Here is a 23838-nt window from a genome sequence, read left to right as displayed (position 1 = left end):
GGGGGCTGGATTGGTGGGGTGAATGCCCACCGGGGCGCCGTTGGCGCCACGTTGTCCTTGTTTGGAGTGACGCCTGGATGCGTCGAAAGGGAGTTGTATGCAAGACCACGCTGAAACGGTGCCGGTGCCCTCCGGTAGCCTCAATCGTCCGGTATTCGCCGGTGCCACCGCCCTTATCGCCCTGCTGGTGATCCTGGCGGTTATCTTTCCCGATGCCACTGCCACCCAGTTCGGCGAGATCCAAAGCTGGATCCTCGAAAGTGCCAGCTGGTTCTACATGATGACGGTGGCGCTGATCCTGGTGGTCACCCTCTATCTCGGCGGATCCCGCTTTGGTGACATCAAGTTGGGGCCGGATCATGCGCAGCCCCAGTTCAGTTACCGTTCCTGGTTTGCCATGCTGTTTTCAGCAGGGATGGGGATCGGCCTGCTGTTCTTCGGGGTCTCCGAGCCGGTGATGCACTTCCTGACCCCGCCGGACCAGCCAGCCCAGACGGTCGGTGCGGCACGGGAAGCGCTGGTGCTCACCTTCTTCCACTGGGGACTGCACGGCTGGGCGATCTATGCCCTGGTGGCACTGATGCTGGCGTTCTTTGCCTACCGTCATAACCTGCCTCTGACCCTGCGAAGTGCCCTCTACCCCCTGATCGGTGAGCGGATCTACGGCCCCATCGGTCATGCGGTGGATATCTTTGCCATCATCAGCACCATCTTCGGGGTCGCGACCTCTTTGGGCTATGGGGTACTGCAGATCAATGCCGGGCTGAACCATCTGTTCGATGTGCCCGTGGGCAGTGTGGTCCAGATCGGCCTGATCCTCGGGATCACCGCGATGGCGACACTCTCGGTGGCAACCGGGCTGGAGAAGGGGATCCGTCGACTGTCGGAGTTCAACATCCTGCTGGCCCTGGGGTTGTTGGCGCTGGTGCTGTTAATGGGCCCCACCGCCTGGCTGATGGAGGCCTTTGTCCACAACACCGGTAACTACCTGGCTAGCCTGGTGGACAAGACCTTCAACCTCTATATCTACGAGTCCAACGAGTGGGTCGGCGGCTGGACCCTGCTCTACTGGGGCTGGTGGCTCTCCTGGGCTCCCTTCGTGGGCATGTTCATCGCGCGGATCTCCCGGGGGCGGACCATCCGTGAGTTTGTCACCGGAGTGCTGGTGGTGCCGGTAGGCTTCACCTGTTTCTGGATGTCGGTATTCGGCAACAGTGCCATCGATCTGATCCTGAATCAGGGGGCAGAGTCCCTGGCTAGGGTGGTCCAGGAGGATGTGGCGCTGGCGTTCTTTGCCTTTATCCAACACTTCCCCATGGGCACACTCCTTTCCGGGGTAGCGCTGGTGATGATCGTCGTGTTCTTCGTCACCTCCGCCGACTCCGGCGCCATGGTTGTGGATATGCTGGCCTCCGGTGGCCAGGATGAGACCCCGGTTTACCAGCGGGTGTTCTGGGCGGTGATGATCGGCGTGGTGGCCATGGTGCTGCTCTATGCCGGCGGCCTGGCTTCACTGCAAACCGCCACCATCGCCAGTGCCTTGCCCTTCTCTCTTGCCCTGCTGGTGTGCACCTACGGCCTGATCCAGGCACTGCGGCGTGACCAGACCAAGCGCGACAGCCTGAGCCAGACCAACCTGACGCCTACGACAGCTTCAGCCAGTGTGCGCTGGGATGATCGCCTGAGGAACGTGGTCCAGTGCTCCCGTCGGGGCCAGGTGGAGCGATTCCTCGAGACGGTGGTCAGCCCGGCCATGGGGTCCGTGGCCGAGCTGTTGCAGCGGGAACAGATCGATGTGCGGATCAACGAAGATCTTGCCAGTGGCCGGGTCGGATTGGCGGTGCTGCACGGGGAGGAGGTGGATTTCCACTACGAGGTTCGCCCGCGAGCCCATGCCCAGCCCGCTTTCGTTGGGGATGAGTCCGCCGAAGAGTATTACCGTGCCGAGGTCTACTTGCGGGAGGGGGGACAGGATTACGACATCATGGGTTGGAGCCGGGAGCAGGTGCTGAACGACATCGTCGAGCAGTACGAGAAACACCTCTACTTCCTGCACCTGGTGCGTGATTGAGGATCTTTAGGTGAAAGAAAGAGCCCCACTTCGGTGGGGCTCTTTCTGCTTCATGGGCCAGGTACTCGGGCCTATCAAGCGAACAGCTGCAGCCTCTGGTCTTGAGCCGGCCTTCAGGCGGACTTCACTCTCCTTGGGCAAGGCGGGCCTGCAACCTGTCGGCCTGGTGGCGAAGACGCTCCGCCACCTTCGGGTTACCGGCAGCCTTGCCCAGCAGGAGAAGCTTCTTGCCCACTGCGGCGCTTACTCGGCGTCCTGGGTGTGCTGTGCCTCCAGGGCGCTGACCCGTTGCTCCAGCTTTTCAACCATCATGCGGGTCTTGGCCAGGACGGCGGCCTGGCGGTCAAACTCCTCCCGGGGGACGAAGTCCAGTTTGGTCAGCTGCGCCTGCATCAGCGCTTTAGCTTTGAGTTCAAACTCATCGGCGGCGGTTTTCAGGCCCGGAGGCAGGGTGTCGGATAGCTGTTTGGCCAGCTCTTCCAGTTTCTGTGGGGTTAGCATCAAATAGGTCTCCTAGGTTTTGCCGATATAGTATCAGATCCCCGTTCGCTATCCTGATCCCTGCCGCTGGCGATTAGGGTAAACTGCGCCTCTAATGCCTGAAGATGAGCCCAATGATGAAATTGAACCCCGCCCAACAGCAAGCTGTCACCTATGTCTCAGGACCCTGCCTGGTGCTGGCGGGGGCGGGCAGCGGCAAGACCCGGGTTATCATCAACAAGATCGCCTACCTGATCCAGCAGTGCGGCTACAAGGCCCGCCACATCGCGGCCGTCACCTTTACCAACAAGGCGGCCCGGGAGATGCGGGAGCGGGTGGCGGGCAGTCTGGGTAAGGCGGAGGCGCGCGGGTTGCGGATCTCCACCTTCCACACCCTGGGGCTCGATATGATCCGGGCCGAGCACAAGGTGCTGGGACTCAAGCCGGGCTTCTCGCTGTTTGATGATCAGGACTCGCTGGCGCTGCTCAAAGAGCTGACGGAGGCGGAACTGCTGGAGGATAAAGACCAACTCCAGCAGCTGGTTAAGCGGATCTCCGACTGGAAGAACGATCTCATGTTACCCGCCCAGGCGATCGCGTCTGCCCGGGACGCCCAAGAGGCGCTGCAGGCGCAGCTCTACCAGCGTTACCGCGAGCATATGACCGCCTACAACGCGCTGGATTTTGACGATCTGATCATGCTGCCCACCCTGCTGCTGGCCAATGACGAAGAGGTACGAACGCGCTGGCAGAGCAGGATCCGCTACCTGCTGGTGGATGAGTACCAGGACACCAACACCAGCCAGTACCAACTGGTCAAACTGCTGGTTGGCGAGCGGGCCCGCTTCACCGTGGTGGGGGATGATGACCAGTCGATCTACTCCTGGCGTGGTGCCAAGCCGCAGAACCTGGTGCTGCTGGGGAAGGATTTTCCCCAGCTGGAACTGGTCAAGCTGGAGGAGAACTACCGCTCATCGGGACGCATCCTCAAGGCGGCCAACATCCTGATCGCCAACAACCCCCATGTCTACGAAAAGAGGTTGCGCTCCAACCTGGGCTATGGCGAACCGATCCGGGTGGTCAGTGCCAATAACGAGGACCACGAGGCGGAGCGGGTGGTGGCCAACCTGGTGCGCCACAAGTTTATGAATCACGCCAACTTCAAGGACTACGCCATTCTTTACCGGGGTAACCACCAGGCGCGGATATTTGAGAAGGCACTGATGGCTAACCGGATCCCCTACAAGATCTCCGGCGGCACCAGCTTCTTCAGCCGGTCGGAGATCAAGGACATCATGGCCTACCTGCGGGTGCTGGTGAACCCGGATGACGATAACGCCTTCCTGCGGATCTGTAACGTGCCCAAGCGGGGCATGGGGCCGGCGACCCTGGAGAAGATTGGACGTCTGGCCAACAGCAAGCAGATCAGCCTTTTTGCCGCCTGCTTCGATCCGGACTTCGAACGTCAACTGCCGCCTCAAGCCGCCGAGACGGCGATGATCTTTACCCGCTGGCTGGTGGAACTGGGGGATCGGGCGGTGCGCGGTGACACCCTGGAGGCGCTGAAGGAGATGATCCGTGGGATCAACTACGAAGACCATCTCTACGACACCTCCCCCAGCCCCAAAGCGGCGGAGATGCGGATGAAGAACGTGTCTGAACTCTACCGCTGGATCACCGACATGTTGGACGGGGATGAGTTGGAGGAGCCGATGACCCTGGAGCAGGTGGTGACCCGATTGACCCTGCGGGACATGATGGAGCGCAGCAGCGATGAGGACGAGGCGGACCAGGTGCAGATGATGACCCTGCATGCCTCCAAGGGGCTGGAGTTTCCCTACGTGTTCCTGGTGGGCGCAGAGGAGGGCCTGCTACCCCACCAGAGCAGCCTGGATGAGGGCAACGTGGAGGAGGAGCGGCGCCTGGCCTACGTAGGGATCACCCGGGCCCAGCGAGAGCTGATCTTTACCCTGTGCAAGGAGCGGCGCCAGTATGGCGAGCAGATCAAGTGCGAGCCCTCCCGTTTCTTGCTGGAGTTGCCCCAGGACGACCTGGAGTGGGAGGCGCGCAAAGCCAAGCCCAGTGCAGAGCAGCGGCAGCAAAGCGGCAAAACCAATATCGCCATGCTTAGGGCGATGCTGAATAAGTAGCGGGAGCGGGTCAGGAGCTGCTGGAGAGGGTGGGAACCCGCAGGTTGACCCCGGTCAGTGCTGCAGGCGTCGGGCACGGCGCTGCAACGGCTGTCATGACGAAGCCACTCTGTCTTGGCGAGCCTGAACCACAGGTTCCTTCCTTTTAGCGCTTTGATCCAGAGTACGTCAGTTTATCTGGATAGAAAATCGCCATGCCACTACCATTGCGGGTGCGAACTTGTGCCCGGCTTTCATGGGCTAGTCAAAAAATCGGCGACCGAAGGAAAAAATGGATTTTGCCGTAGACGCCTGAGGGTGGCTTGAGTATTATACCCGCCGTCAAGGATGCGCCCATAGCTCAGCTGGATAGAGCGCTGCCCTCCGGAGGCAGAGGTCAGAGGTTCGAATCCTCTTGGGCGCGCCATTTTCATGGTTCGACATCTTTGGTGGCTATAGCTCAGTTGGTAGAGTCCCGGATTGTGATTCCGGTTGTCGCGGGTTCAAGTCCCGTTAGCCACCCCATCTTCCCCTTGTTGAGCGCTGTGCTCGGCAAGTCTCAGGCATCATCCCCTTTGTTCGGAAGCGTTCGCCTGAGTCTCTACCCCTTTCCTGTGGTGGCTATAGCTCAGTTGGTAGAGTCCCGGATTGTGATTCCGGTTGTCGCGGGTTCAAGTCCCGTTAGCCACCCCATCTTCTTTGCAAAACGCCGACCCTAGGGTCGGCGTTTTGCTGTCTTAAGCATCATAAACTGACCTTGCTCAGTCGGTCCGCTCTGCGGGCTCGACCGGGGTGGCCTGCAGCGGCTGGGGTGGATGAATGAAGCCCTGGTAGCCGGTGAGCTCCAGCGGTTGCCAGGCCTGCAGGGCCTGGACCGATTCTACCCCGCACAGGAACACCTCAATCTGCAGGCCGTAAGCAGTCAGGCACAAAGCTCGGCACAGCTGCTGTTGCTGGGGGGTCGACTCGCGGCCGTAGGCGTGATCGAGTCGAAGGTAATCCGGTGCCAGCTGTTCAAGGTAATCCAGGGATCCCAGGGCACGTCCGAAGTGATCGACGCCGAAGGGGTAGCCCATCTCTTTTAGGGCGCGCCGCAGAGCCATCAGGCTTTCCCCCCCATGCAGTGCCACCTGCTCGCTGATCTCAAACTGCACCGGGTAGGCCCGCTTCTGCAGCCGGGCGATCAACCATTGACCGAACTCCGCATCCTGGATCGCCTCGCTGGTCAGATTAATCGCCATCCGGGGTGCGCCGGGTTTGAGTTCGGGCAGCGCCAGGACCTGGGTGATGAGGCTACGATCAAACTCAGCCCCCTTGCCCAACAGGACGAGATAGGGGAGGAACCTGCTGGCATCGAACTCCTGGTCGCCCTGTCGCAGGCGTCCGAACACCTCCCAGTGCAGGACCTGGTGGGAGTGCCCATCCATCACCGGCTGGCGATGGAGCGCCAGGGGGTTTTGCAATCCCTCGGTCAGTCGTTGGCGCCACTGCTCGAGGCTGACCGGAGTGCGCTCGGCGTTGCCATACCAGACCAGGCACTCCCTCTGAGTCCGCGCCTGACGCATCGCCTGGTCCGATTCTGCCAGGATCTGGCGGGCGCAGTGCTCGCCCTGGCGACGAACGGCGCCGATAGCACTGGGCTCAGGATCGTTAAGGCCACTGGACTGATCGGCCCGGTGGACTAACTGCTGCAGTTGCTCAGCAAGCTGCTGCTGTTGAGCCGAGTTCAGCGATTCTGCCACGACCACAAATTCATGGGCACTGATGCGACAGGCCACCGCTTCGCTGTGTGGCTGCAGCAGACGTTGCAAGGCATCGGCCAGGCGAACCAGGGCTTCGTCCCGCAACTGGTAACCGAACTGCGCCCGGATCTGCTCCAGCATCGGCAGGCTCAGCAGGAAGAGCGCGCCGTCACTGCCCTCCTGCAGCCAGGAACTGAGCCGGTTCTGAAGGTGCTGGCGGTTGGGCAGGGAGGAGACCGGATCCGTTAGTAAGCTGTGCTGGAGGGCATTGACCTGGTCTTTATGGGCATCAAACTGCAATTTCAGATGGTGTTCCATGGTGTTGATGCTGCGCACCATCGCTGCCAGCTCCTGGGTGCGCGGCTCCGGGATCGGGCAGCCAAACTGGTGTTCTGCCACCCGGGCGGCGTGCTGGCGCACCTGTTCCAGGGGATGAAGCACCCGCCTCAGGCCCCACTTGGCCAGGGTCAGCATCAGCAGGAAAAGCCCGGCACAGAGCCAGAGCAGGGTCTGCAAGCTGTTCCAGAGCTGACGATAGCCATAGCCGGGATGGGCCTGGATCTCCAGCTCGCCAAGCTGCAGCCAGCCCGAGGTGATGGGACGTTGCTGCGTTGGGGGAACAAACAGGGGCAGGTCGCGAAACCAGTGGGGGACGCCCTCGGCGGACGGGTCTGCCTGCCAGGATTGGCTGCTGCCGTCTGCCAGCCAGGTCAGGGTGATGCTCTGGTAGAGGCCTCCCTCGAACATGGCGGTGATCATGGTCTCGGCGCCGGCCCGGTCCGCTTGCTCCATGTAGGGCTGCAGCATCAGCGACAGGGCCTGGCTGCTGTTATCCAGCTCAGACTGCATCTGACGGTAGAGAAAGCTGCGCAGCTCAGACAGTTGGCCCCAGCTCAATACCAGGATGACGGTGATGAACACGGCCAGCATCAGCAGTGAAAGTTGTTTGAAGAGTGTCATGGCGTCATTCCTTGAGTCCGGGAGGGCGGCGCATCTCCCCTTGGTAGCGCCGCCGATTGAAGCGACCCCAATTATCCAGTGCCGGCTGGTTGTGAAACACCTGGCCCCCCCTCGGGCCGCTCAACCAGAGACGTTTACCGTTAAAGCTGTAGATGGGAGCTAGGTCCTGCCGCTCGTTGGCGGGTCGGATCTGCCCATCCAGGTTATCCAGGACCAGAGGCACGCTGCCAGCGCTGGGGTAATAGGCCAGAACCATATGGAACTGGTCCAGCTGCAGTGCTTTGACATACACCAGTCGCAGTTGATCCCCGTCGACTCCCAGCGCCTGAAGCGACAGAAACTTGGCCAGAGCGAAATCCTCGCAATCTCCCGCCCCCAGGCCGATAAACTCCATCGGCGTGGCCCAGTGGTTGTTTTCACCCCAGAGCCTCTGGTCGTCATCAAACCTAAATTGGTTGAAAAACACGTTAATCTTATCCAGCTGTTGCGACACAGGCTGGCCGGCTAACTCCGTCATCAGCCGACGCCAGGCATCGTATCGCAACGCGGCCTGGTCGCCGTAGTGACGGACAAGGCGCGCCTGCTGCGGCGCGCTAAACTCCGGCAAGGGCGCCGACAGGGCGTTGCCGACACACAGCCAAAGGGCACAAACGGCGTATAAGCCCCCTCTCACTTTGGGTTATGCCACCGTGCTCAGCGCCCCACCGTCCAGATGGTCCAGCGTTTGGCCGCTTCGCTGTCCTCGGTGCTGAGCTCGGCGATCACGCGGCGATTGCGGCTGTGGGCGAGGGGGTCGTCGCCGCTGTCCACCGGTCGATCGAAGCCGTAGCCTATCGCTTTGACCCGCCCGGCATCGATGTCAAACTGCTGGATCAGTACTGTTCGGACCGCATCCGCCCGCCGCTGGGAGAGGAATAGGTTGTACTCCCGGCTGCCCACTTTGCTGCAGTGACCCTCGATGGTGACACTGGATTTTGGGTAGCGATTGAGAAACTCCGCCACGGATTCGATCTCACCGAGGTATTGGTTGTCGATGATGGAACTGTTGTTGGGAAACAGTACCTTGAGCTCACGTCGTGCCAAGAACTCATTGACGGAGCCGCAGCCGCCATTGTCCACTTTGGCCCCCTGGATGCTGCCCACGCAGTTTTCCCGCGCCATGATGACGCCATCCTGATCCCCGTCACTGAGATCCTGGAGTTGTTCGGTTTGGCCCCAATCGGTGACCGGTTCGCTGGCACAACCCAGCATCAGTAGCGCACACAGCGCCGTTGGTATGAATTTCATCCCTGACTCCTTACTCATAATCGCGCTCGGCGGCCCATTCGCTGGGGCGGGTGACGCGAAGGGAATCCAGCAGGCGGCCGCTGGCGTTGAGAATGCGGTACTTGGCGAGCAGCTCATCCATTTCGGCGCGAACAAAGTCCTCCCGGGCCCGGAAAAGCTCATTTTCCGTATCCAGCAGATCCAGCAGGGTACGTTGGCCGAGACGGAACTGCTCGCTGTACGCCAGCTGTGCCTCCTTGCTGGCTTCGACGTGTTGGCGCAGGTAGGTTTTCTGCACACCCAGCTGTTCATAAGCGTTCCAGGAGAGGCGCATCCCCTCGATGACGTCTCGGTAGGCCCGCTCCTGGATCGATTTGGCGGACCCTATCTTGTAGGCCGCTTCCCGTGACCGGGCCCGGGTGGCCCCGCCAGCAAACAGGTTGTATTTCAGCTCCAGCGTGGCGGCCAGATCATTGTTATGGCCCTCGTAATCGCCCAGGTCATCCCCCCAGCCTCCGTCCAGCCTCAGGCTCAGCTCCGGGTAGTAGTCGCCCCGGGCAGATTTACGCTCGGCATGGGCGGCGGCAATGTCCAGCTCGGCGGAGCGCAGCAGCGGATGGTTGTCCGCTGAGGCGATGGCGCTGATCCGGTCTTCCGGTAACAGGTCGTGATCCGGCATCGGCAGGATCAGCTCCTCCGCATCCATATTGGTGACGGTGCGAAACTGGGTTTGCGCATCCAGCAGGTTGTTGACCGCGGCGATGCGGTTGGACTGGGCCCGCGCCAGACGACCGGAGCTCTGGGCCAGGTCTGCGCTGGAGCCCAGGCCCGACTGAGAGCGCTGCAGGATCTTGTCGTGGATCGATTGGTGGTTGGCCAGATTGTGCTCCGCCAGCTCCAGCAGCTGTTGCGCCTTTATCACGCCAAGATAGACCCGAGTCACCTCCAGCGCGGTGTCTTCGGCCCGGGAGAACAGGGCCCACTGGTTGGCGGCGGCCTCCTTGCTCAGACGGTCCACATTGGCGGTGGTGCCGAAGCCGTCGAAGATCAGCTGGCTGATGCTGACACCGGCCTCGGTCGGCGTGGTCTCCAAATCATGGTCACCGTTGCGGCTTCGCCCGGTGGGGGTATCGGACTGGCGATAGCCGTAGCGACCATAGAGATCGATCTGCGGCATATAGTCGCTTCGTGCCTGGTTGACCTGCTCCTCCCGAGCCTTGAACTGGTTGTATTCGAGGCGCACCTGGGGGTTGCTGTCCAGGGTCTCTGCCACCGTTTGCTCCAGAGTCTTTGCCCGGGCAGGCAGGGCCATCACCAAGGCAGCACTCAGGGCGATTATCGGTATCGAACTTTTCATCATCTTCCATCCTTAGTGCATGATTAATTTGTGTTTATCTCTCTCTCAGGGCGCTCTCTTTGGCCCTGAGGATGGGCGTCAGCAGGTACTCGAGAATGGACTTCTCGCCGGTGAGCACGTCCACCGAGGTGACCATGCCGGGAATGATCGGCATCGGACTGTCGGAGCGGCCTAGGCGGCTGCCTTCGGTGCGGATTCGAACCAGGTAGTAGCTGTTACCCTCTTCATCGCTGATGGTGTCGGCACTGATGTGCTCCACGGTGCCGCTGAGGCCGCCGTAGCGGGTGAAGTCGTAGGCGGTGATCTTCACCGTCGCCTCCAGTCCGGGGCGCAGGAAGGCGATGTCCTGGGGGGCCACCCGGGCCTCCACCAGCAGCTTGTCCTCCGAGGGGACGATCTCGATCAGCGGCTCTCCGGGCTGGACAACCCCGCCCAGCGTGTTGATGTGTAGGGCTTTGATGGTGCCGGAGACCGGTGAGACGATCAGCGTCCGGTCAACCTTGTCGCGAACCCCCACATTGGCCTCGTTGAGCCTCGCCACCTGGGCGCTGATCTCGTTCAACTCGGTTTGGCTTTCGCTGATGAAGGCCAAGGCGATCTCCCGCCGCTGCAGCACCGCTTCGTCCCGCTCCAGCAGTAGCGAGGGGCGCATCTGCCTCAGCGAGGCCAGTTGCCCCTCCGCTTCGTTGGCCTGACGCTGCAGCTTGATCAGCTCTACCTCGGAGACGATCCCCTTATCGGCCAGCGGACGGGTGATAGCCAGTTCACGGGTCAGCAGCTGGTAGCCGGTGCCCAGGTTCTGAAGCCTACTGGCCAACTCCTTGAGCTCATTTTCCTTTTTTTGAATGACCTGGGACTGGATATCCAATTTGTTTTGCAGCTGGGCCAGCCGCTGCCGGTACTCCGCCTGCTGCTGGGCCACCATGTCCGGGGCCTGTTGGGCCGCATGGGTCGGGAAGGTCAATGGCTGGCGCTGCACTTGGACCTGTTGTTGCCAGATCTGGGGGCCCTCGTCTGGCTGGATAATCACGCTGGCCAGCTGGCTTTGCAGGCGGGCCCGGGAAAGGGTGAGGTTGAGGGTTTCCAGCTCCCGCTGGGCCAGGTCGGAGCGGAAGCGGGTATCATCGATGCGCAACAGCGGTGTTCCGGCACTGACGAGTTGTCCTTCAGCCACCAGAATCGCCTGGATCACCCCACCATCCATGCTCTGGATCACCTGGATCTGGGAGGAGGGGATCACCTTGCCATTGGCCCGGGTGACCTCATCCAGGCGGCTGAAGTGGGCCCAAAGCAGGAAGCAGAGGGTAAAGCTGGCGAGAAGCCAGATCATCTGACGCTTGTAGCGGGGCGGATGAAACAGTAGCTGGTCGTCCCAGTCGTAGCGATTGGCCTGCAGTGTGGTCATGCTCTCGCCTCGCTGGGTTGGTCCTGGCGCAGCTTTTTCAGCACCTCGGATTTGGGGCCATTGGCCACCAGGCGACCCCGCTCCAGTACCAGGATCCTGTCTACCAGCTCCAGCAGCGGCTGCTTATGAGTGATCAGGACGATGGTCTTGTTCCTGGGCAGGGCGGCCAGGGTTCGGGTGAACTGCCGTTCTGCCCGGGCATCCAGGCTGGCGGTCGGCTCATCAAGGATAAGAATGGGGGGGTCATTGAGAAGGGCGCGGGCCAGGGCGACGGACTGGCGCTGTCCTGCGGAGAGGGCGCTGCCGGACTCGCCCACCTGGCGGTTAAGGCCATCGGCGTCCAGATCGGTGAAGAGGGCCACGCCGGAGCGTTCCACCGCCGCCAGTAATTGGGCGTCGCTGACCTGGTGGGATCCCAGCAGGATGTTGTCACGGATGCTGCCGTAAAACAGTTTGACGTCCTGGGGCACGTAGCCGATCTGGTGGCGCAGGAAGCTGCTGTGCAGTTGCAGGCTGTCCTTGCCATCGAAGCGAAGTTGGCCGCTGCTTGGGCGCAGCAAGCCCAGTAAGAGCTTGGCCAAGGAGGTCTTGCCTGAACCGTTGCGACCGATCAGCGCGACACGCTCTCCGGCATTGATGGAGAAATTGACCTGCCTCAGGCTGTCGGGCCCGTTATCGTCATAGCGAAAGTGCAGGTCACTGGCCTGGAGTCGCCCCTGTAACCGGCCGACATCCGGGTAGTGCTTGTGCGCTTCCGTATCCTGGGGCAGCTGCATCAGCTCATCCAGCTTGCCAACGGTGGCTTTAATTTGATGCATCCGGCTGAGCAGGCCGATCATCTGGGCCATGGGGCTGATGGCGCGGCCGGTGAGGATCACGGCGGCGATGATCCCCCCCATGGAGAGCAGCCCACTCTCCAGCCGGTAGACCCCGATGATCACCACCAGCAGTACCGACAGCTGGACCAGGAAGGCACAGAGGTGGCTGGCGAGGTTGGTCAGCTTGCGACTTTTCATCTGCCAGTCGGCGCTGTGGGCCTGCATCTTTTCCCAGCTGTACTGGATTGCGCCCTCAGCGCCGGCGCTCTTGATGGTCTCCAGCCCGGTGATGGACTCGTACAGGTGAGCATGACGCAGATCGGCAAAGCGCTGGCTCTGCTGACTGGCGTGGGCCATTTTCGGCTGCAGGGCAGCGGTGATCGCTATCATCAGCACAATGGCCAACAGCGGGGGGAGAACCAGCGGACCGGCGACCCAGGCGATGATGGCCAGGAACAGAAGGGAGAAGGGCAGGTCCACCAGCGTCCCTATGGTGGTGGAGGCGATGAACTCACGAACCGAATCGAATTCACCGAACTGCCGGGCCATCGCACCGGTGGAGAGGGGGCGGTGCTGCATCTGCATCCCAAGCATGCGGCTGAACAGGGTTCGGGAGACGGAGAGATCGGTCTGCTTGCCGGCGTAGTCGATCAGTGCGGCGCGCGCCTGTTTGAGCAGGATATCGAACAGGTATGCGATGGCCGCCCCGAGAGCCAGGACCCAGAGGGAGTCGTAGGCCAGGTTGGGCACGATCCTGTCGTACACGTTCATGATGAACAGGGGCGAGACCAGGGCGAACAGGTTGATCAGCAGCGAGGCGATGATGATGTCTCGGTAGAGGCTGGCAGAGCGGCGTACCGGTTGCCAGAACCAGTGTCCCTCCGCGGTCTTCGGGGTATCGGCCCGGTTATCCGGTTTCAATGCGGGCTTAACCAGTATCGCCTGCCCGAGGTAGACCGCCTCCAGCTGCGAGCGGGGCCACACCAGCTCGCCCTGGGATAGGGGGTCGAGCAGGGTTGCCTGGTCATCGGCCAGGGAGAGCAGGACCATCGGTGGCTGGTCTCTCAGTGCCAGCAGGCAGGGGAGTGCGGTACCACCCAGTTGTGCCAGCGGCATGCTGAGCCGGCGACTGTTGAGACCGGCCCGCCGGGCGGCATCTTCGAGGTGGGAGAGCGGCAGATCCCCCTCCAACAGGGGAATGTTGGCCACTACGCTGTGGGGCTCCGCCTGCAACCCGTGGTAGGCCGCCAGCCACAAGAGGTTGTCCAGCAGTGGGCTGGCAACCGGGGCGGCATGTTGTTGGGGGTTAGAGGTCATGGCCATGGTTACCTCAGGGGATCAGCTGATCCTGGATGTGATGATCCAGGGGCTCGGAGCTGCCGTTGCCCACTGCGCTGGCGGGTGTCGGTGGCGCGATGATCAGGGCACCCTCGTTCATCAGCGCATCGACGCTGTCGTACTGGGCGTCCTCCAGCACGATGGTGAGGCTATCGCCACCATCGGCGCCGCCGTTGGTATCGATTTGGATCACCGTATTGCCATCCTCCAGGCTCAATGAGAGGTACTGGTCGAGGTTGGCCACATTGGCACCCTGGAGGAGGTCGGAGAGATCCAACTGGTCGCCATCGTCAGGATTGAAGTCGGTGATCCGATCGGTGCTGCCGTCTGCATCGCCACTGAGCCACTGGAAAGTGTCGGCGCCATTGCCGCCGGTCAGAATGTCGGCACCCAGGCCACCACGCAGCAGGTCATCCCCGCCCTGGCCGGCGAGCGTGTCATCCTGCTCGGCGCCGATCAGTTGCTGGTCGGGGGCATCAAGGTTGACCGTAAAGTCGTCACGGGTGCTGTCGCCATCGCTGTCGATCACATCAGCGACCAGGTCCAGGGTGACATCTTCGGTGGTGCTGATCAGGGTCCGGGCCGAAGTGCCATCAAACTGGAAGTTTAATCCTTTGGCATCGCCGGTGGGGGTCAGCTCGATGTAACTGATGCTGCCCAGGTTACTGATGGTGTCGCCGGAGACCATGGTGCCGGTGCCCAGCAGGTTACCGGCAGCGTCGTAGGCGTAGTAGGTGATGGTGTCGGCACCACTGAAGGTGATCGAGGCTGATACCACATCGGTGGCGTAATCCAGTATCAGAAACTCACCGCTGTCGATGAAGGCGTTGTCGACGCCGAAGCCATTGGTATTGCCGTTGACCGAACCTTTACTGCCATCCGCGGAGCGTGCGCTCAGGGTGAAGGCCAGAGAGAAGTTGGCGGCGAGCGCGTCCAGATTGTTATCGACGTCGAAGGCACCGGTATTCGCATCGTAACCGACGTAGACCTCCTCGTTATTGCCTCCCGCACCCCCAATCAGCCCCGCCACCGAAATGGTTTCGAGCTTATCGATGGTCTGGGAGACCTCGATGCTGTAACTGCCGGTCTGTGCATCCAGGGTGAGGGTGAAGACATGCTGCTGGCCATCGGCGCCGCTGTAGGCACTGGGGGTCTCATTGGTGTCCATATAGGCGATCAGCACGTCGGGGTTGGCGGGGTCGACGTAGTAGAAGATGGTGTAGCCATTGGTGCTGAGTCCGGAGTCCGCGAAAGTGACATCGGAACCGTTCCAGCCATCGATGTTGCCGCTCAAATCGGCGCTGAAAGCTTGATCGACCCCATCGATATCGAGCGCGCCGACCCCTTGGTAGCCGATCTCATTGGTGCCGTTGTGATCCCCGACCACCAACTCAACACCATCATCCTGAACAATGAGATCCAGGGTGCCGCTGGCGATGTTAGCGTGGGCGTCCTGGCCCTCGATCAGGATCCCCTCGATGCTCAGGGCATCCACATCGATGTTGTGTTGCAGGTTATCCAGCAGGGTAACCGTGACGATCACAGAACCGCTCTGACCCGCCTCTATGGAGGTGTCGGAGAGACTCAGCAGTAACACCGCGTTGCCATCGATGGTGCCGATCAGGTTGCCATCGCCATCCAGGCTCCAGCTGATCTCGCCATCCAGCCCATTGACCTGGATCGATGTGGTATCACCGAAGGCGAAGCCGCTGAGCGCCAGGGCTCCGGCGGTGAACAGCATCCGGGCGGAGTGCGTGTCGACGCTGTTGCCCGCGGTATCGGCGTCATCCAGGATGATGGTGGTGCTCTCGCCATCACGGATCTCGCCGGTACCCAAGATGGTGATGGTGATGGTGTCGGTACTCACGCCACCCTGACCGTCATCGACGGTGACGGTGTAGGTTTGCACTATGGACTCACCGGGCTCCAGGGCCTGGATCGCGGCCAGGTTGTTGTCCACGCTGAACTGCCAGGAACCGTCGGGGTTGAGCGTCAGTGTGCCGAGGTAGTTGTCGCCATCCGGCGTGAAGGTCAGCGTGGTGGTCTCATCGTCGCTGCCAGGCACCAGGTTAAGGTCGCCGCCAATCGTGAGCTGCCCCTGTGCCGTGACATCAATATCTTCGGTTACCTCGCCGCTGCCGGAGGAGATCGTCGGGGCGTCATTGCTGCCGGTGATGGTGATGGCCACCTCGGTGGTGGCGCCGTCACTGNAAGGTGCCGTAATCGATGGTTTCGCTGCCGGCGATGAAGCCCAGCTCCGGGTTGTCGACGTCGCTGGCGGTGAGGGTGCCGGAGGTTTCCAGTACCGCATCTTCGCTGACACTGCCGCTGCCCTGGCTGATCACCGGGGCGTCGTCGTTGCCGGTGATGGTGATGGTGACCTCGGTGGTGGCGCCGTCACTCAGGGCCACGGTGAAGGTGCGGGTGATGACCTCGCCTTCGGCCAGGGACTGGGCGGCGCTGTTATCCAGCACGAAGCGCCAGTTGCCCTCGGCATCCACGGTGAAGGTGCCGTAATCGATGGTCTCGCTGCCGGCGATGAAGCCCAGCTCCGGGTTGTCGACGTCGCTGGCGGTGAGGGTGCCGGAGGTTTCCAGTACCGCATCTTCGCTGACACTGCCGCTGCCCTGGCTGATCACCGGGGCGTCGTCGTTGCCGGTGATGGTGATGGTGACCTCGGTGGTGGCGCCGTCACTGAGGGCCACGGTGAAGGTGCGGGTGATGACCTCGCCTTCCGCCAGGGACTGGGCAGCACTGTTATCCAGCACGAAGCGCCAGTTGCCCTCCGCATCCACGGTGAAGGTGCCGTAATCGATGGTTTCACTGCCGGCGATAAAGCCCAGCTCCGGGTTGTCCACATCACTGGCGGTGAGGGTGCCGGAGGTTTCCAGCACCGCATCTTCGCTGACGCTGCCGCTGCCCTGACTGATCACCGGGGCGTCGTCGCTGCCGGTGATGGTGACCACCACCTCGGTGGTGGCGCCGTCACTGAGGGCCACGGTGAAGGTGCGGGTGATGACCTCGCCTTCGGCCAGGGATTGGGCGGCGCTGTTATCCAGCACGAAGCGCCAGTTGCCCTCCGCATCCACGGTGAAGGTGCCGTAATCGATGGTTTCACTGCCGGCGATGAAGCTCAGCTCCGGATTGTCGACGTCGCTGGCGGTGAGGGTGCCGGAGGTTTCCAGTACCGCATCTTCGCTGACGCTGCCGCTGCCCTGGCTGATCACCGGGGCGTCGTCGCTGCCGGTGATGGTGACCACCACCTCGGTGGTGGCGCCGTCACTGAGGGCCACGGTGAAGGTGCGGGTGATGACCTCGCCTTCGGCCAGGGATTGGGCGGCGCTGTTATCCAGCACGAAGCGCCAGTTGCCCTCCGCATCCACGGTGAAGGTGCCGTAATCGATGGTTTCGCTGCCGGCGATGAAGCCCAGCTCCGGGTTGTCGACGTCGCTGGCGGTGAGGGTGCCGGAGGTTTCCAGCACCGCATCTTCGCTGACACTGCCGCTGCCCTGGCTGATCACCGGGGCATCGTCGCTGCCGGTGATGGTGATGGTAACCTCGGTGGTGGCGCCGTCACTCAGGGCCACGGTGAAGGTGCGGGTGATGACCTCGCCTTCGGCCAGGGACTGGGCGGCGCTGTTGTCCAGCACGAAGCGCCAGTTGCCCTCGGCATCCACGGTGAAGGTGCCGTAATCGATGGTCTCACTGCCGGCGATGAAGCCCAGCTCCGGGTTGTCGACGTCGCTGGCGGTGAGGGAGCCGGAGGTTTCCAGTACCGCATCTTCGCTGACGCTGCCGCTGCCCTGGCTGATCACCGGGGCGTCGTCGCTGCCGGTGATAGTGATGGTCACCTCGGTGGTGGCGCCGTCACTGAGGGCCACGGTGAAGGTGCGGGTGATGACCTCGCCTTCGGCCAGGGACTGGGCGGCGCTGTTATCCAGCACGAAGCGCCAGTTGCCCTCGGCGTCCACGGTGAAGGTGCCGTAATCGATGGTCTCGCTGCCGGCGATGAAGCCCAGCTCCGGGTTGTCGACGTCGCTGGCGGTGAGGGTGCCGGAAGTTTCCAGTACCGCATCTTCGCTGACGCTGCCGCTGCCCTGGCTGATCACCGGGGCGTCGTCGCTGCCGGTGATGGTGATGGTCACCTCGGTGGTGGCGCCGTCACTCAGGGCCACGGTGAAGGTGCGGGTGATGACCTCGCCTTCGGCCAGGGACTGGGCGGCGCTGTTGTCCAGCACGAAGCGCCAGTTGCCCTCGGCATCCACGGTGAAGGTGCCGTAATCGATGGTCTCGCTGCCGGCGATGAAGCCCAGCTCCGGGTTGTCGACGTCGCTGGCGGTGAGGGTGCCGGAGGTTTCCAGTACCGCATCTTCGCTGACGCTGCCGCTGCCCTGGCTGATCACCGGGGCGTCGTCGCTGCCGGTGATGGTGATGGTGAGGGTGGCGGTGCTGGTATTCCCCTCGGGATCCGTCACCGTATAGGTGAAGGTTTCGCTGAGCGTTTCGCCCTCTCCGAGCCCCTGGGTCAGACTGAGTTCATTGTTCAGTTGATAGCTGTAGCTGCCGTCGGCATGCCAGGTGAGGGTACCGTATTGGCCCTCGACGATGCCGGCATCGCTGCCATTGACGCCGCTTACCCGCAGTGTGTCGGAGCCATCGGGGTCGCTGTCGATGCCAAAGCCATCGTCATCGTAGATAAGATTGCCGTTAGCCAGGAGTTGCGTGTCTTCCGTCACACCGGCCTGGTTGTCGGAAGCCTGGGGCAATCCCTGGGGTCCAACCAGATCGTCGTTGAGGATGCCACCGGGGTCGCGCTCGGGGAGTATGCCGTTGTCTGTTGTGACCGGTTCGGAGTCGTATCCCGCCGAGGCTTGAGTCTCGAGGCCATCGCGGGCGATGGCGATGTAGCCATGACTGCCCTCGGAGTTGGCATTCCCGGCTGCCGTCTCCGGCAGGGTGTTGGGGTCGACACCGGCGAGCAGCTGTTGTTGCAGCGCTTCGATCTGAGCATCGGCCTCTGAGGTGGCGACTGCCTCTTCTTGCGACGGCTGGGTCAGGTTGCCGGCCTCCTGGGTTTGGATGGTGGTGCCCTCAGGAAGGAGGATCGTTTCGCCAGCATGGATCACATCGCCGATCTTAACGAGGCGCTCTGAGCCATCGTTGGCCCGAACGGTGATGGTGCTGGCACCTCGCAGTGCGGTGATTTGGACTGTGGTGCTTGCGAACTGTGTTTGCACGGTCGTTCCTCCGAAGATCCTTCTGGTAGGCAATATCCAGATTGGGCCGGTACGACAACAACTTAAGTTGGCCACTTGTTAAGTGCATGATACTAAATTGCTGCGTTAGCGCCATATTTTTGACATGGCAGCGGTGTATTCATGTGGCAATGAATCCGCACAGGGAAGGTGTCGAGCTTTGGTAGTGGGGTAGGGAAGTGATGCCAGGAACCTGTTGACGGCTCCCGGCAGCGGGTTTGGGAGAGAGGTTAGCCGCCGGTGTGGCTCATGAAGCGCAAAATATGGGTTTCCCCGGCGTTGCTGAAGTGGTGTCGCTCTGGGCGTTGGGCCATGGCGCCGACGATGGCACGCTTCAAGGCTTCAATGTCATTTGGCTGGCGCCTCAGGATCCCCTTGAGATCCACCGCGTTCTCATTGCCCAGACACAGCAGCAGTTCGCCTGTGGTGGTGACGCGGACGCGGTTGCACTCATGGCAGAAGTTGTGGCTGTGGGGGCTGATAAAGCCCACACGAATTTTGCTGTCGGGCATACGGTAGTAGCGTGCAGGCCCTCCACTGTTTTCTGTGCTGGGGATCAGGGTATAACGCTCCGACAGGATGGCCTGAACCTCGGCGCTGGTAAGCATCGAGTGAGCGCGGCGATCATCACTCAGAACACCAAGCGGCATCTCCTCGATGAAGCTGATGTCGACCCCCCGGTCCCGGGCAAAGGCCACCAGGTCAAGGATCTCATCATCATTATTGCCTTTCATGGCAACGGTATTGAGTTTGATCCCTCTGAAACCGGCGGCGATGGCCGCGTCTATCCCCTCCAGCACCCGCTCCAGTTTGCCGTTGCGGGTCACGGTGCGGAAACGGGCCGGATCCAGCGTGTCGAGGCTGATGTTGATCCTGTCCAGGCCCGCTTGCTTCAGCGGATCGGCGAATCTCTTCAAACGGGAACCGTTGGTGGTCAGGCATAACTCCTTGAGTCCGGGCAGGGAGGCGATCTGCTCGACCAGGTAACTGAGATCACTCTTTACCAGGGGCTCCCCTCCGGTGAGCCGGATCTTCTCGACGCCAAGCTCGGTGAAGGCGCGGGCGACCTGGTGGAGCTCCTCCAGAGTCAGCACTTCGTTCCGTGGCAGAAAGGTAGGATCCTCATCCATACAGTAGACGCAGCGAAAATCACAGCGATCCGTCACCGAGAGGCGTAGGTATCGAATCGTGCGGCCAAAGCCATCAATCAGGGACATCAGTCGCTCCTATAGGAGATCGGCGAAGGGCTGAACCCAGACGCTGTCACCAGGTTGAACACGCTCAATCGACTCTTCGATGACGATCAGGCAGTTGGCCGTCACCATGGAGCTCAGCATGCCACTACCCTGATGACCGGTGGTGGATACTTCCAGCTGGCCTCCCGGCCCAAGGGAAAAGATCCCGCGGTTAAACTCTGTGCGGCCAAGGCGGCTTTGCATCGGCTCTGTGGCGATCGCCTTGAAGAGTTTTGGCTGCCACTTTGTCTCCCCCGCCATTTTGCGCAGGGCTGGCTGGACAAACTGCATGAAGGAGACCATGACGGCCACGGGGTTGCCGGGCAGGCCAAAGAACAGCGCATTGCCGATACGGCCAAATGCCAGGGGACGTCCCGGACGCTGGGCAATGCGCCAGAAGTCGATGTGACCCAGTTTGGCCAACGCGTCCTTGATGAAGTCGGCGTCACCGACAGAAACGCCGCCAGAGGTGATCACCATATCCGCTTCCTCTGCCGCTCGACTCAGCGCCGCCATCATCGCGGCTTCGTTATCTTCGATGATACCGAGATCGATCACCTCGACACCGAGTTTGGCGAGCATGCCGTGCAGGGTAAAGCGGTTGGAATCGAAGATGCAGTTTGGCTGCAGAGGCCTTTCCGGCGAGCAAACCTCATCGCCGGTGGAGAAGATTGCTACCTTGGGGCGGCGCAACAGGGTGGGGCGTGCGATGCCGAGGGAGGCCAGTAGTCCCAGTTCGGCGGCACCCAGTCGCTGGCCTGCGGCCAGGGCGGTCTGGCCAAGGGCGATATCTTCACCGGCAGTACGGACATTCTGACCCCGAATAATCTCCCCTTCGAACTGAACCTGGCCCGCCTGCTCCGACGCCAACTCACGCATCACCACGGTATCGGCCCCGGCCGGGAGGGGGGCACCGGTCATGATCTTGACCGCCTGACCCGGTTCCAGGGTGCCCTCAAAGGCGTAACCGGCGAGTACCTCCCCGACCAGGGTGTAACGGGTGTGATCGCCGAGGGCGATGGCGTAACCATCCATCGCTGAGTTGGTTTGCTGAGGTACGTCGATGGGAGAGGTGGCGTCCTCGGCCAGGATTCGGTTGAGGCAACCGGTGAGGTCCTGCGGTTCCGTTGCGCTGATGGGGGTCACCTGTGCCAGGATCCGTGCGATCCCCTGGCTGACCGAGAGTTGTTTGCGGTCGCCATCGTCACAGCTGGGTCCGAAGGGGGCGGATTGTGGTGGCTGCCAGCGAAGGATGTAGTCCTGGATATAATCGGCAATCGCATCGACATCGTTGATATCGAGCCGGGGCAGGGGGCAGTCATCCGGAACGGGTGTCTGATCGTCACAGGCGAGGGCCTGAACCAGCGGATCCTTGTCCCAGACAAAGGGCTTGCCGACCGCGGCGCGATGTAACTCCAGTTTCGGCAGTGGCAAGGCTTTGAATCCCTCCACCAGGATCAGGTTGATTCGGGACTGGTCCACCATCGCCAGCAGCTCTTTAAGATCCGGGGCTCCCTCGACCGGCCGCTCCATCATCAGGGCGCGGCGTTTGGAGGAGGCGATCAGCATCTGGTCGGCACCGGCTTTGCGCAGCTCGAAGCTGTCCTTGCCGGGTTTATCCACTTCAAAGTTGCAGTGGGCGTGTTTCAGCACGGCCATTTTCAGGCCCCGGCGATTCAGCTCCGGCAGAAGCTTGCGCAGTAAGGTGGTTTTTCCGGTACCGCTGTAGGCACAAAGCCCCAGTACGGGGACGCGGCAATCGGCCAGGAGATCATTCTGAGTCATCATCGTTCCTAGGGGTTACTGGCCAAGCAGCTCGAGTTCGAGTTGTTGTCGCTGCTCGGGCGTATTGATATTGGCAAAGGCGCTGGCCTGACCCTCGAAGTAGCAGCGGGCAACGGCATGTTGCCCGTACCAGAGATCGACTTTGCGATCCCCACCTTCCAGATAGGCGCTCAGGGAGGGCAGGAGAGAGGTCGAGAGCAGCAGGACGACGGAGTGTTCATATTCTCCATCGTGTGCCACCACTACTTCCGCTTGATGCTCGCGCTGGGTGGCCAGCATCTGCTCCATCAGTTTCGGGGGCAGTTGCGGCGTGTCGCAGGGGCAGACCAATACCCACTCGGTGTCGGAATGTTGCAGCGCCACGGCGATGCCCGCCAATGGCCCTGGAAAATCCGCCAAGGCATCGGAAAAGACCGGATAGCCAAACTCGGCATACTGGTCCTGGTGGCGATTGGCGATCACCATGGCGGGTTGATCGGGCTGACTGATCCTATCCAGAACATGCTGAATCATAGGTTTGCCCGCGACCGTTACCAGTCCCTTGTCCTGGCCGCCCATGCGACGGGCGCGCCCTCCAGCCAGTACGGCCAGGGTGACATCATTCATGCGCGTTGCTCCTTCGGCAGTGCCGTTAACCGCTGCTCTGAAAGCAGCCACTGTTGCTGGCTGGACAGGGTTAAATCTGTGTGTTGATGGCTGGTGAGCAGGAGACCGCAGCCTTGTGATTGCAGGGCGTCAAGCATGGCGGCCATGGCCGCGATGGAGTCCGGGTCCAGGCTGGCGGTGGGCTCGTCCAGGAGCAGATGATGCGGGCGCATCACCCAGGCGCGGGCGAGGGCGAGTCGTTGACGCTCACCGCCGGAGAGGACCTGAGCACTTTGGTGGCGCAACGGTGTCAGGCGTGCCATAGCGACCGCCTGCTCGACGCGAGATTGACGCTCCTCGACGGTCAACGCCAGATGTTTAAGCCCGTAGGCGAGGTTCTCCTCAACGCTGCCGTTGAACAGGTAGGGTGTCTGGTGCAGGTAGATCACCCGGCCGCGCAACGGATCCCGGTTTCGCCACCAGCGGTTGGTGGCGGCATTGTCCTGATGCAGATGAACCCTTCCGCCCGAAGGTCTCTGCAGGCCTGCAAGAATCTTCAACAGGGTGGTTTTGCCGGCGCCATTGGCCCCTTGCAGCCACACCCGCTCTCCCCGGTTCAGAATCAGCTGGGGGATCCCAAACAGTCGGCGAGGGCCAAACTGCATCTCAATATCAGTAGCGACAAGTGACATAGTTCATCCTCGGCGCAGGCTCTCCTGCTGCGTACGCAGGGAGCTCAGGGAAAAGTTGATCATCAGGGCCAGTATCAGCAGTACGATGCCCAGGGCGGCGGCTTGTGCAAACTCCCCCTTGCTGGTCTCCAGGGCGATGGCCGTGGGGATGTTGCGGGTCAGGTTATGGATGTTCCCTCCCACCAGCATGGACGCGCCCACCTCGGTAATGATGCGGCTGAAGGCGGCGATAATCGCCACCAGCAGTGGTGCCCGAAGTTCATGGCAGAGGGTCAGGAACGCTCGGGCGCGAGAAGCGCCCAGGGTGCGGGCCGTTTCCCAAGCACGCCAGTCTCCGCTGGAGAAGGCGCCGTAACTCAGAGAGATAAGCACCGGTGCTGCCAACATGACCTGGGCCATCACCATGGCGTTTTGGCTAAACAGCCAACGCAGGTCGCCCAGCACTCCCTGGCGGAACAGAAGCAGATAGGTGATCAGCCCGACCACCACGGTGGGGATAGCTTGCAGGGTTTGGCAGAGGGAGATGACGGCGTGACGGCCGGGGAACCGGGTCACCGCCAAACCGAAGCCCATCAGGATGCAGGGCACCAGCGTCAGGGCCATGGCCCGCATCGAGACACTGAAGGACACGGCAATGATGGCCCAGACATCGGGGTCAAAGCTGAACAGCAGGGAGAGTCCTTGCTGGAATACGGACAACATACCGTCGTTCATTAACCT

At 61.7% G+C, this 23838-nt stretch carries 16 protein-coding genes and 3 tRNA genes; 5 read left to right on the top strand and 14 right to left on the bottom strand.

The annotated features are described in order from the left end of the window. Positions 1-97 precede the first annotated feature (97 nt). Positions 98-2071 carry a BCCT family transporter gene (locus ABD997_RS01655; RefSeq protein ID WP_345315270.1) on the top strand — a complete coding sequence of 658 codons (1974 nt, stop codon included), beginning with the start codon at positions 98-100 and terminating at the stop codon, positions 2069-2071. 243 nt (positions 2072-2314) lie between these two features. Here ABD997_RS01655 and ABD997_RS01650 read toward each other — a convergent pair whose 3' ends face one another. Then, positions 2315-2572, bottom strand: coding sequence for an accessory factor UbiK family protein (locus ABD997_RS01650; protein WP_345315269.1), 258 nt, complete (start codon positions 2570-2572; stop codon positions 2315-2317). A gap of 116 nt (positions 2573-2688) precedes the next feature. Here ABD997_RS01650 and rep point away from each other — a divergent pair, with 116 nt between their 5' ends. The 4 genes from rep (at position 2689) to ABD997_RS01630 (ending at position 5373) form a co-directional block, all read left to right on the top strand. After that, on the top strand, positions 2689-4701 hold the full coding sequence (gene rep, locus ABD997_RS01645) for a DNA helicase Rep (protein ID WP_345315268.1): 2013 nt from the start codon (positions 2689-2691) through the stop codon (positions 4699-4701). A 329-nt stretch (positions 4702-5030) separates the two neighbouring features. Beyond that, positions 5031-5107 (top strand) — tRNA-Arg (locus ABD997_RS01640). A 22-nt stretch (positions 5108-5129) separates the two neighbouring features. Then, positions 5130-5205: transfer RNA gene (locus ABD997_RS01635), tRNA-His, on the top strand. Between the two features lie 92 nt (positions 5206-5297). Next, a tRNA-His gene (locus tag ABD997_RS01630) sits at positions 5298-5373 on the top strand. 68 nt (positions 5374-5441) lie between these two features. Here the strand turns inward: ABD997_RS01630 and ABD997_RS01625 are convergent. The 13 genes from ABD997_RS01625 to ABD997_RS01565 all read right to left on the bottom strand — a co-directional run bounded on the left by ABD997_RS01625 (position 5442) and on the right by ABD997_RS01565 (position 23832). Next, positions 5442-7382, bottom strand: coding sequence for a bifunctional diguanylate cyclase/phosphodiesterase (locus tag ABD997_RS01625; protein WP_345315267.1), 1941 nt, complete (start codon positions 7380-7382; stop codon positions 5442-5444). Positions 7383-7386: 4 nt separating this feature from the next. Further along, positions 7387-8055, bottom strand: a complete 669-nt coding sequence (locus ABD997_RS01620) for a transglutaminase-like cysteine peptidase (RefSeq protein WP_345315266.1) — start codon at positions 8053-8055, stop codon at positions 7387-7389. A 20-nt stretch (positions 8056-8075) separates the two neighbouring features. Then, positions 8076-8669, bottom strand: coding sequence for an OmpA family protein (locus tag ABD997_RS01615; protein ID WP_345315265.1), 594 nt, complete (start codon positions 8667-8669; stop codon positions 8076-8078). A gap of 10 nt (positions 8670-8679) precedes the next feature. Beyond that, the gene (locus tag ABD997_RS01610; RefSeq protein ID WP_345315264.1) at positions 8680-10008 is read right to left on the bottom strand and encodes a TolC family outer membrane protein; all 1329 of its coding nucleotides are present in this window, start codon (positions 10006-10008) and stop codon (positions 8680-8682) included. Between the two features lie 31 nt (positions 10009-10039). Then, complete coding sequence (locus ABD997_RS01605) at positions 10040-11410, bottom strand: HlyD family type I secretion periplasmic adaptor subunit (RefSeq protein WP_345315263.1); 1371 nt, start codon at positions 11408-11410, stop codon at positions 10040-10042. After that, entirely contained in the window at positions 11407-13551 is a 2145-nt protein-coding gene (locus ABD997_RS01600; protein ID WP_345315262.1) for a type I secretion system permease/ATPase, read from the bottom strand. Before ABD997_RS01600 ends, ABD997_RS01605 begins: the two co-directional genes overlap by 4 nt. A gap of 7 nt (positions 13552-13558) precedes the next feature. After that, entirely contained in the window at positions 13559-15754 is a 2196-nt protein-coding gene (locus ABD997_RS01595) for a type I secretion C-terminal target domain-containing protein (protein ID WP_345315261.1), read from the bottom strand. Positions 15755-15770: 16 nt separating this feature from the next. After that, the gene (locus ABD997_RS01590) at positions 15771-18692 is read right to left on the bottom strand and encodes a VCBS domain-containing protein (protein ID WP_425557032.1); all 2922 of its coding nucleotides are present in this window, start codon (positions 18690-18692) and stop codon (positions 15771-15773) included. A 359-nt stretch (positions 18693-19051) separates the two neighbouring features. Further along, the gene (gene moaA, locus ABD997_RS01585) at positions 19052-20038 is read right to left on the bottom strand and encodes a GTP 3',8-cyclase MoaA (RefSeq protein ID WP_345315259.1); all 987 of its coding nucleotides are present in this window, start codon (positions 20036-20038) and stop codon (positions 19052-19054) included. A gap of 9 nt (positions 20039-20047) precedes the next feature. Further along, on the bottom strand, positions 20048-21841 hold the full coding sequence (locus ABD997_RS01580; protein WP_345315258.1) for a bifunctional molybdopterin-guanine dinucleotide biosynthesis adaptor protein MobB/molybdopterin molybdotransferase MoeA: 1794 nt from the start codon (positions 21839-21841) through the stop codon (positions 20048-20050). Between the two features lie 15 nt (positions 21842-21856). Continuing rightward, positions 21857-22447 (bottom strand): molybdenum cofactor guanylyltransferase MobA, encoded by a 591-nt coding sequence (mobA, locus tag ABD997_RS01575; RefSeq protein WP_345315257.1) that lies wholly within the window; start codon positions 22445-22447, stop codon positions 21857-21859. Continuing rightward, positions 22444-23118, bottom strand: coding sequence for an energy-coupling factor ABC transporter ATP-binding protein (locus ABD997_RS01570; RefSeq protein ID WP_345315256.1), 675 nt, complete (start codon positions 23116-23118; stop codon positions 22444-22446). Before ABD997_RS01570 ends, mobA begins: the two co-directional genes overlap by 4 nt. Before the next feature lie 3 nt (positions 23119-23121). Next, on the bottom strand, positions 23122-23832 hold the full coding sequence (locus ABD997_RS01565; RefSeq protein WP_345315255.1) for an ABC transporter permease: 711 nt from the start codon (positions 23830-23832) through the stop codon (positions 23122-23124). Positions 23833-23838 lie beyond the last annotated feature (6 nt).

This window comes from Ferrimonas gelatinilytica (genome assembly GCF_039544205.1).
Classification (GTDB): Bacteria; Pseudomonadota; Gammaproteobacteria; order Enterobacterales; family Shewanellaceae; genus Ferrimonas; species Ferrimonas gelatinilytica.
The sequence above is the reverse complement of the archived record's forward strand: the minus strand, read 5'-3'. Positions and strand labels throughout refer to the sequence as shown.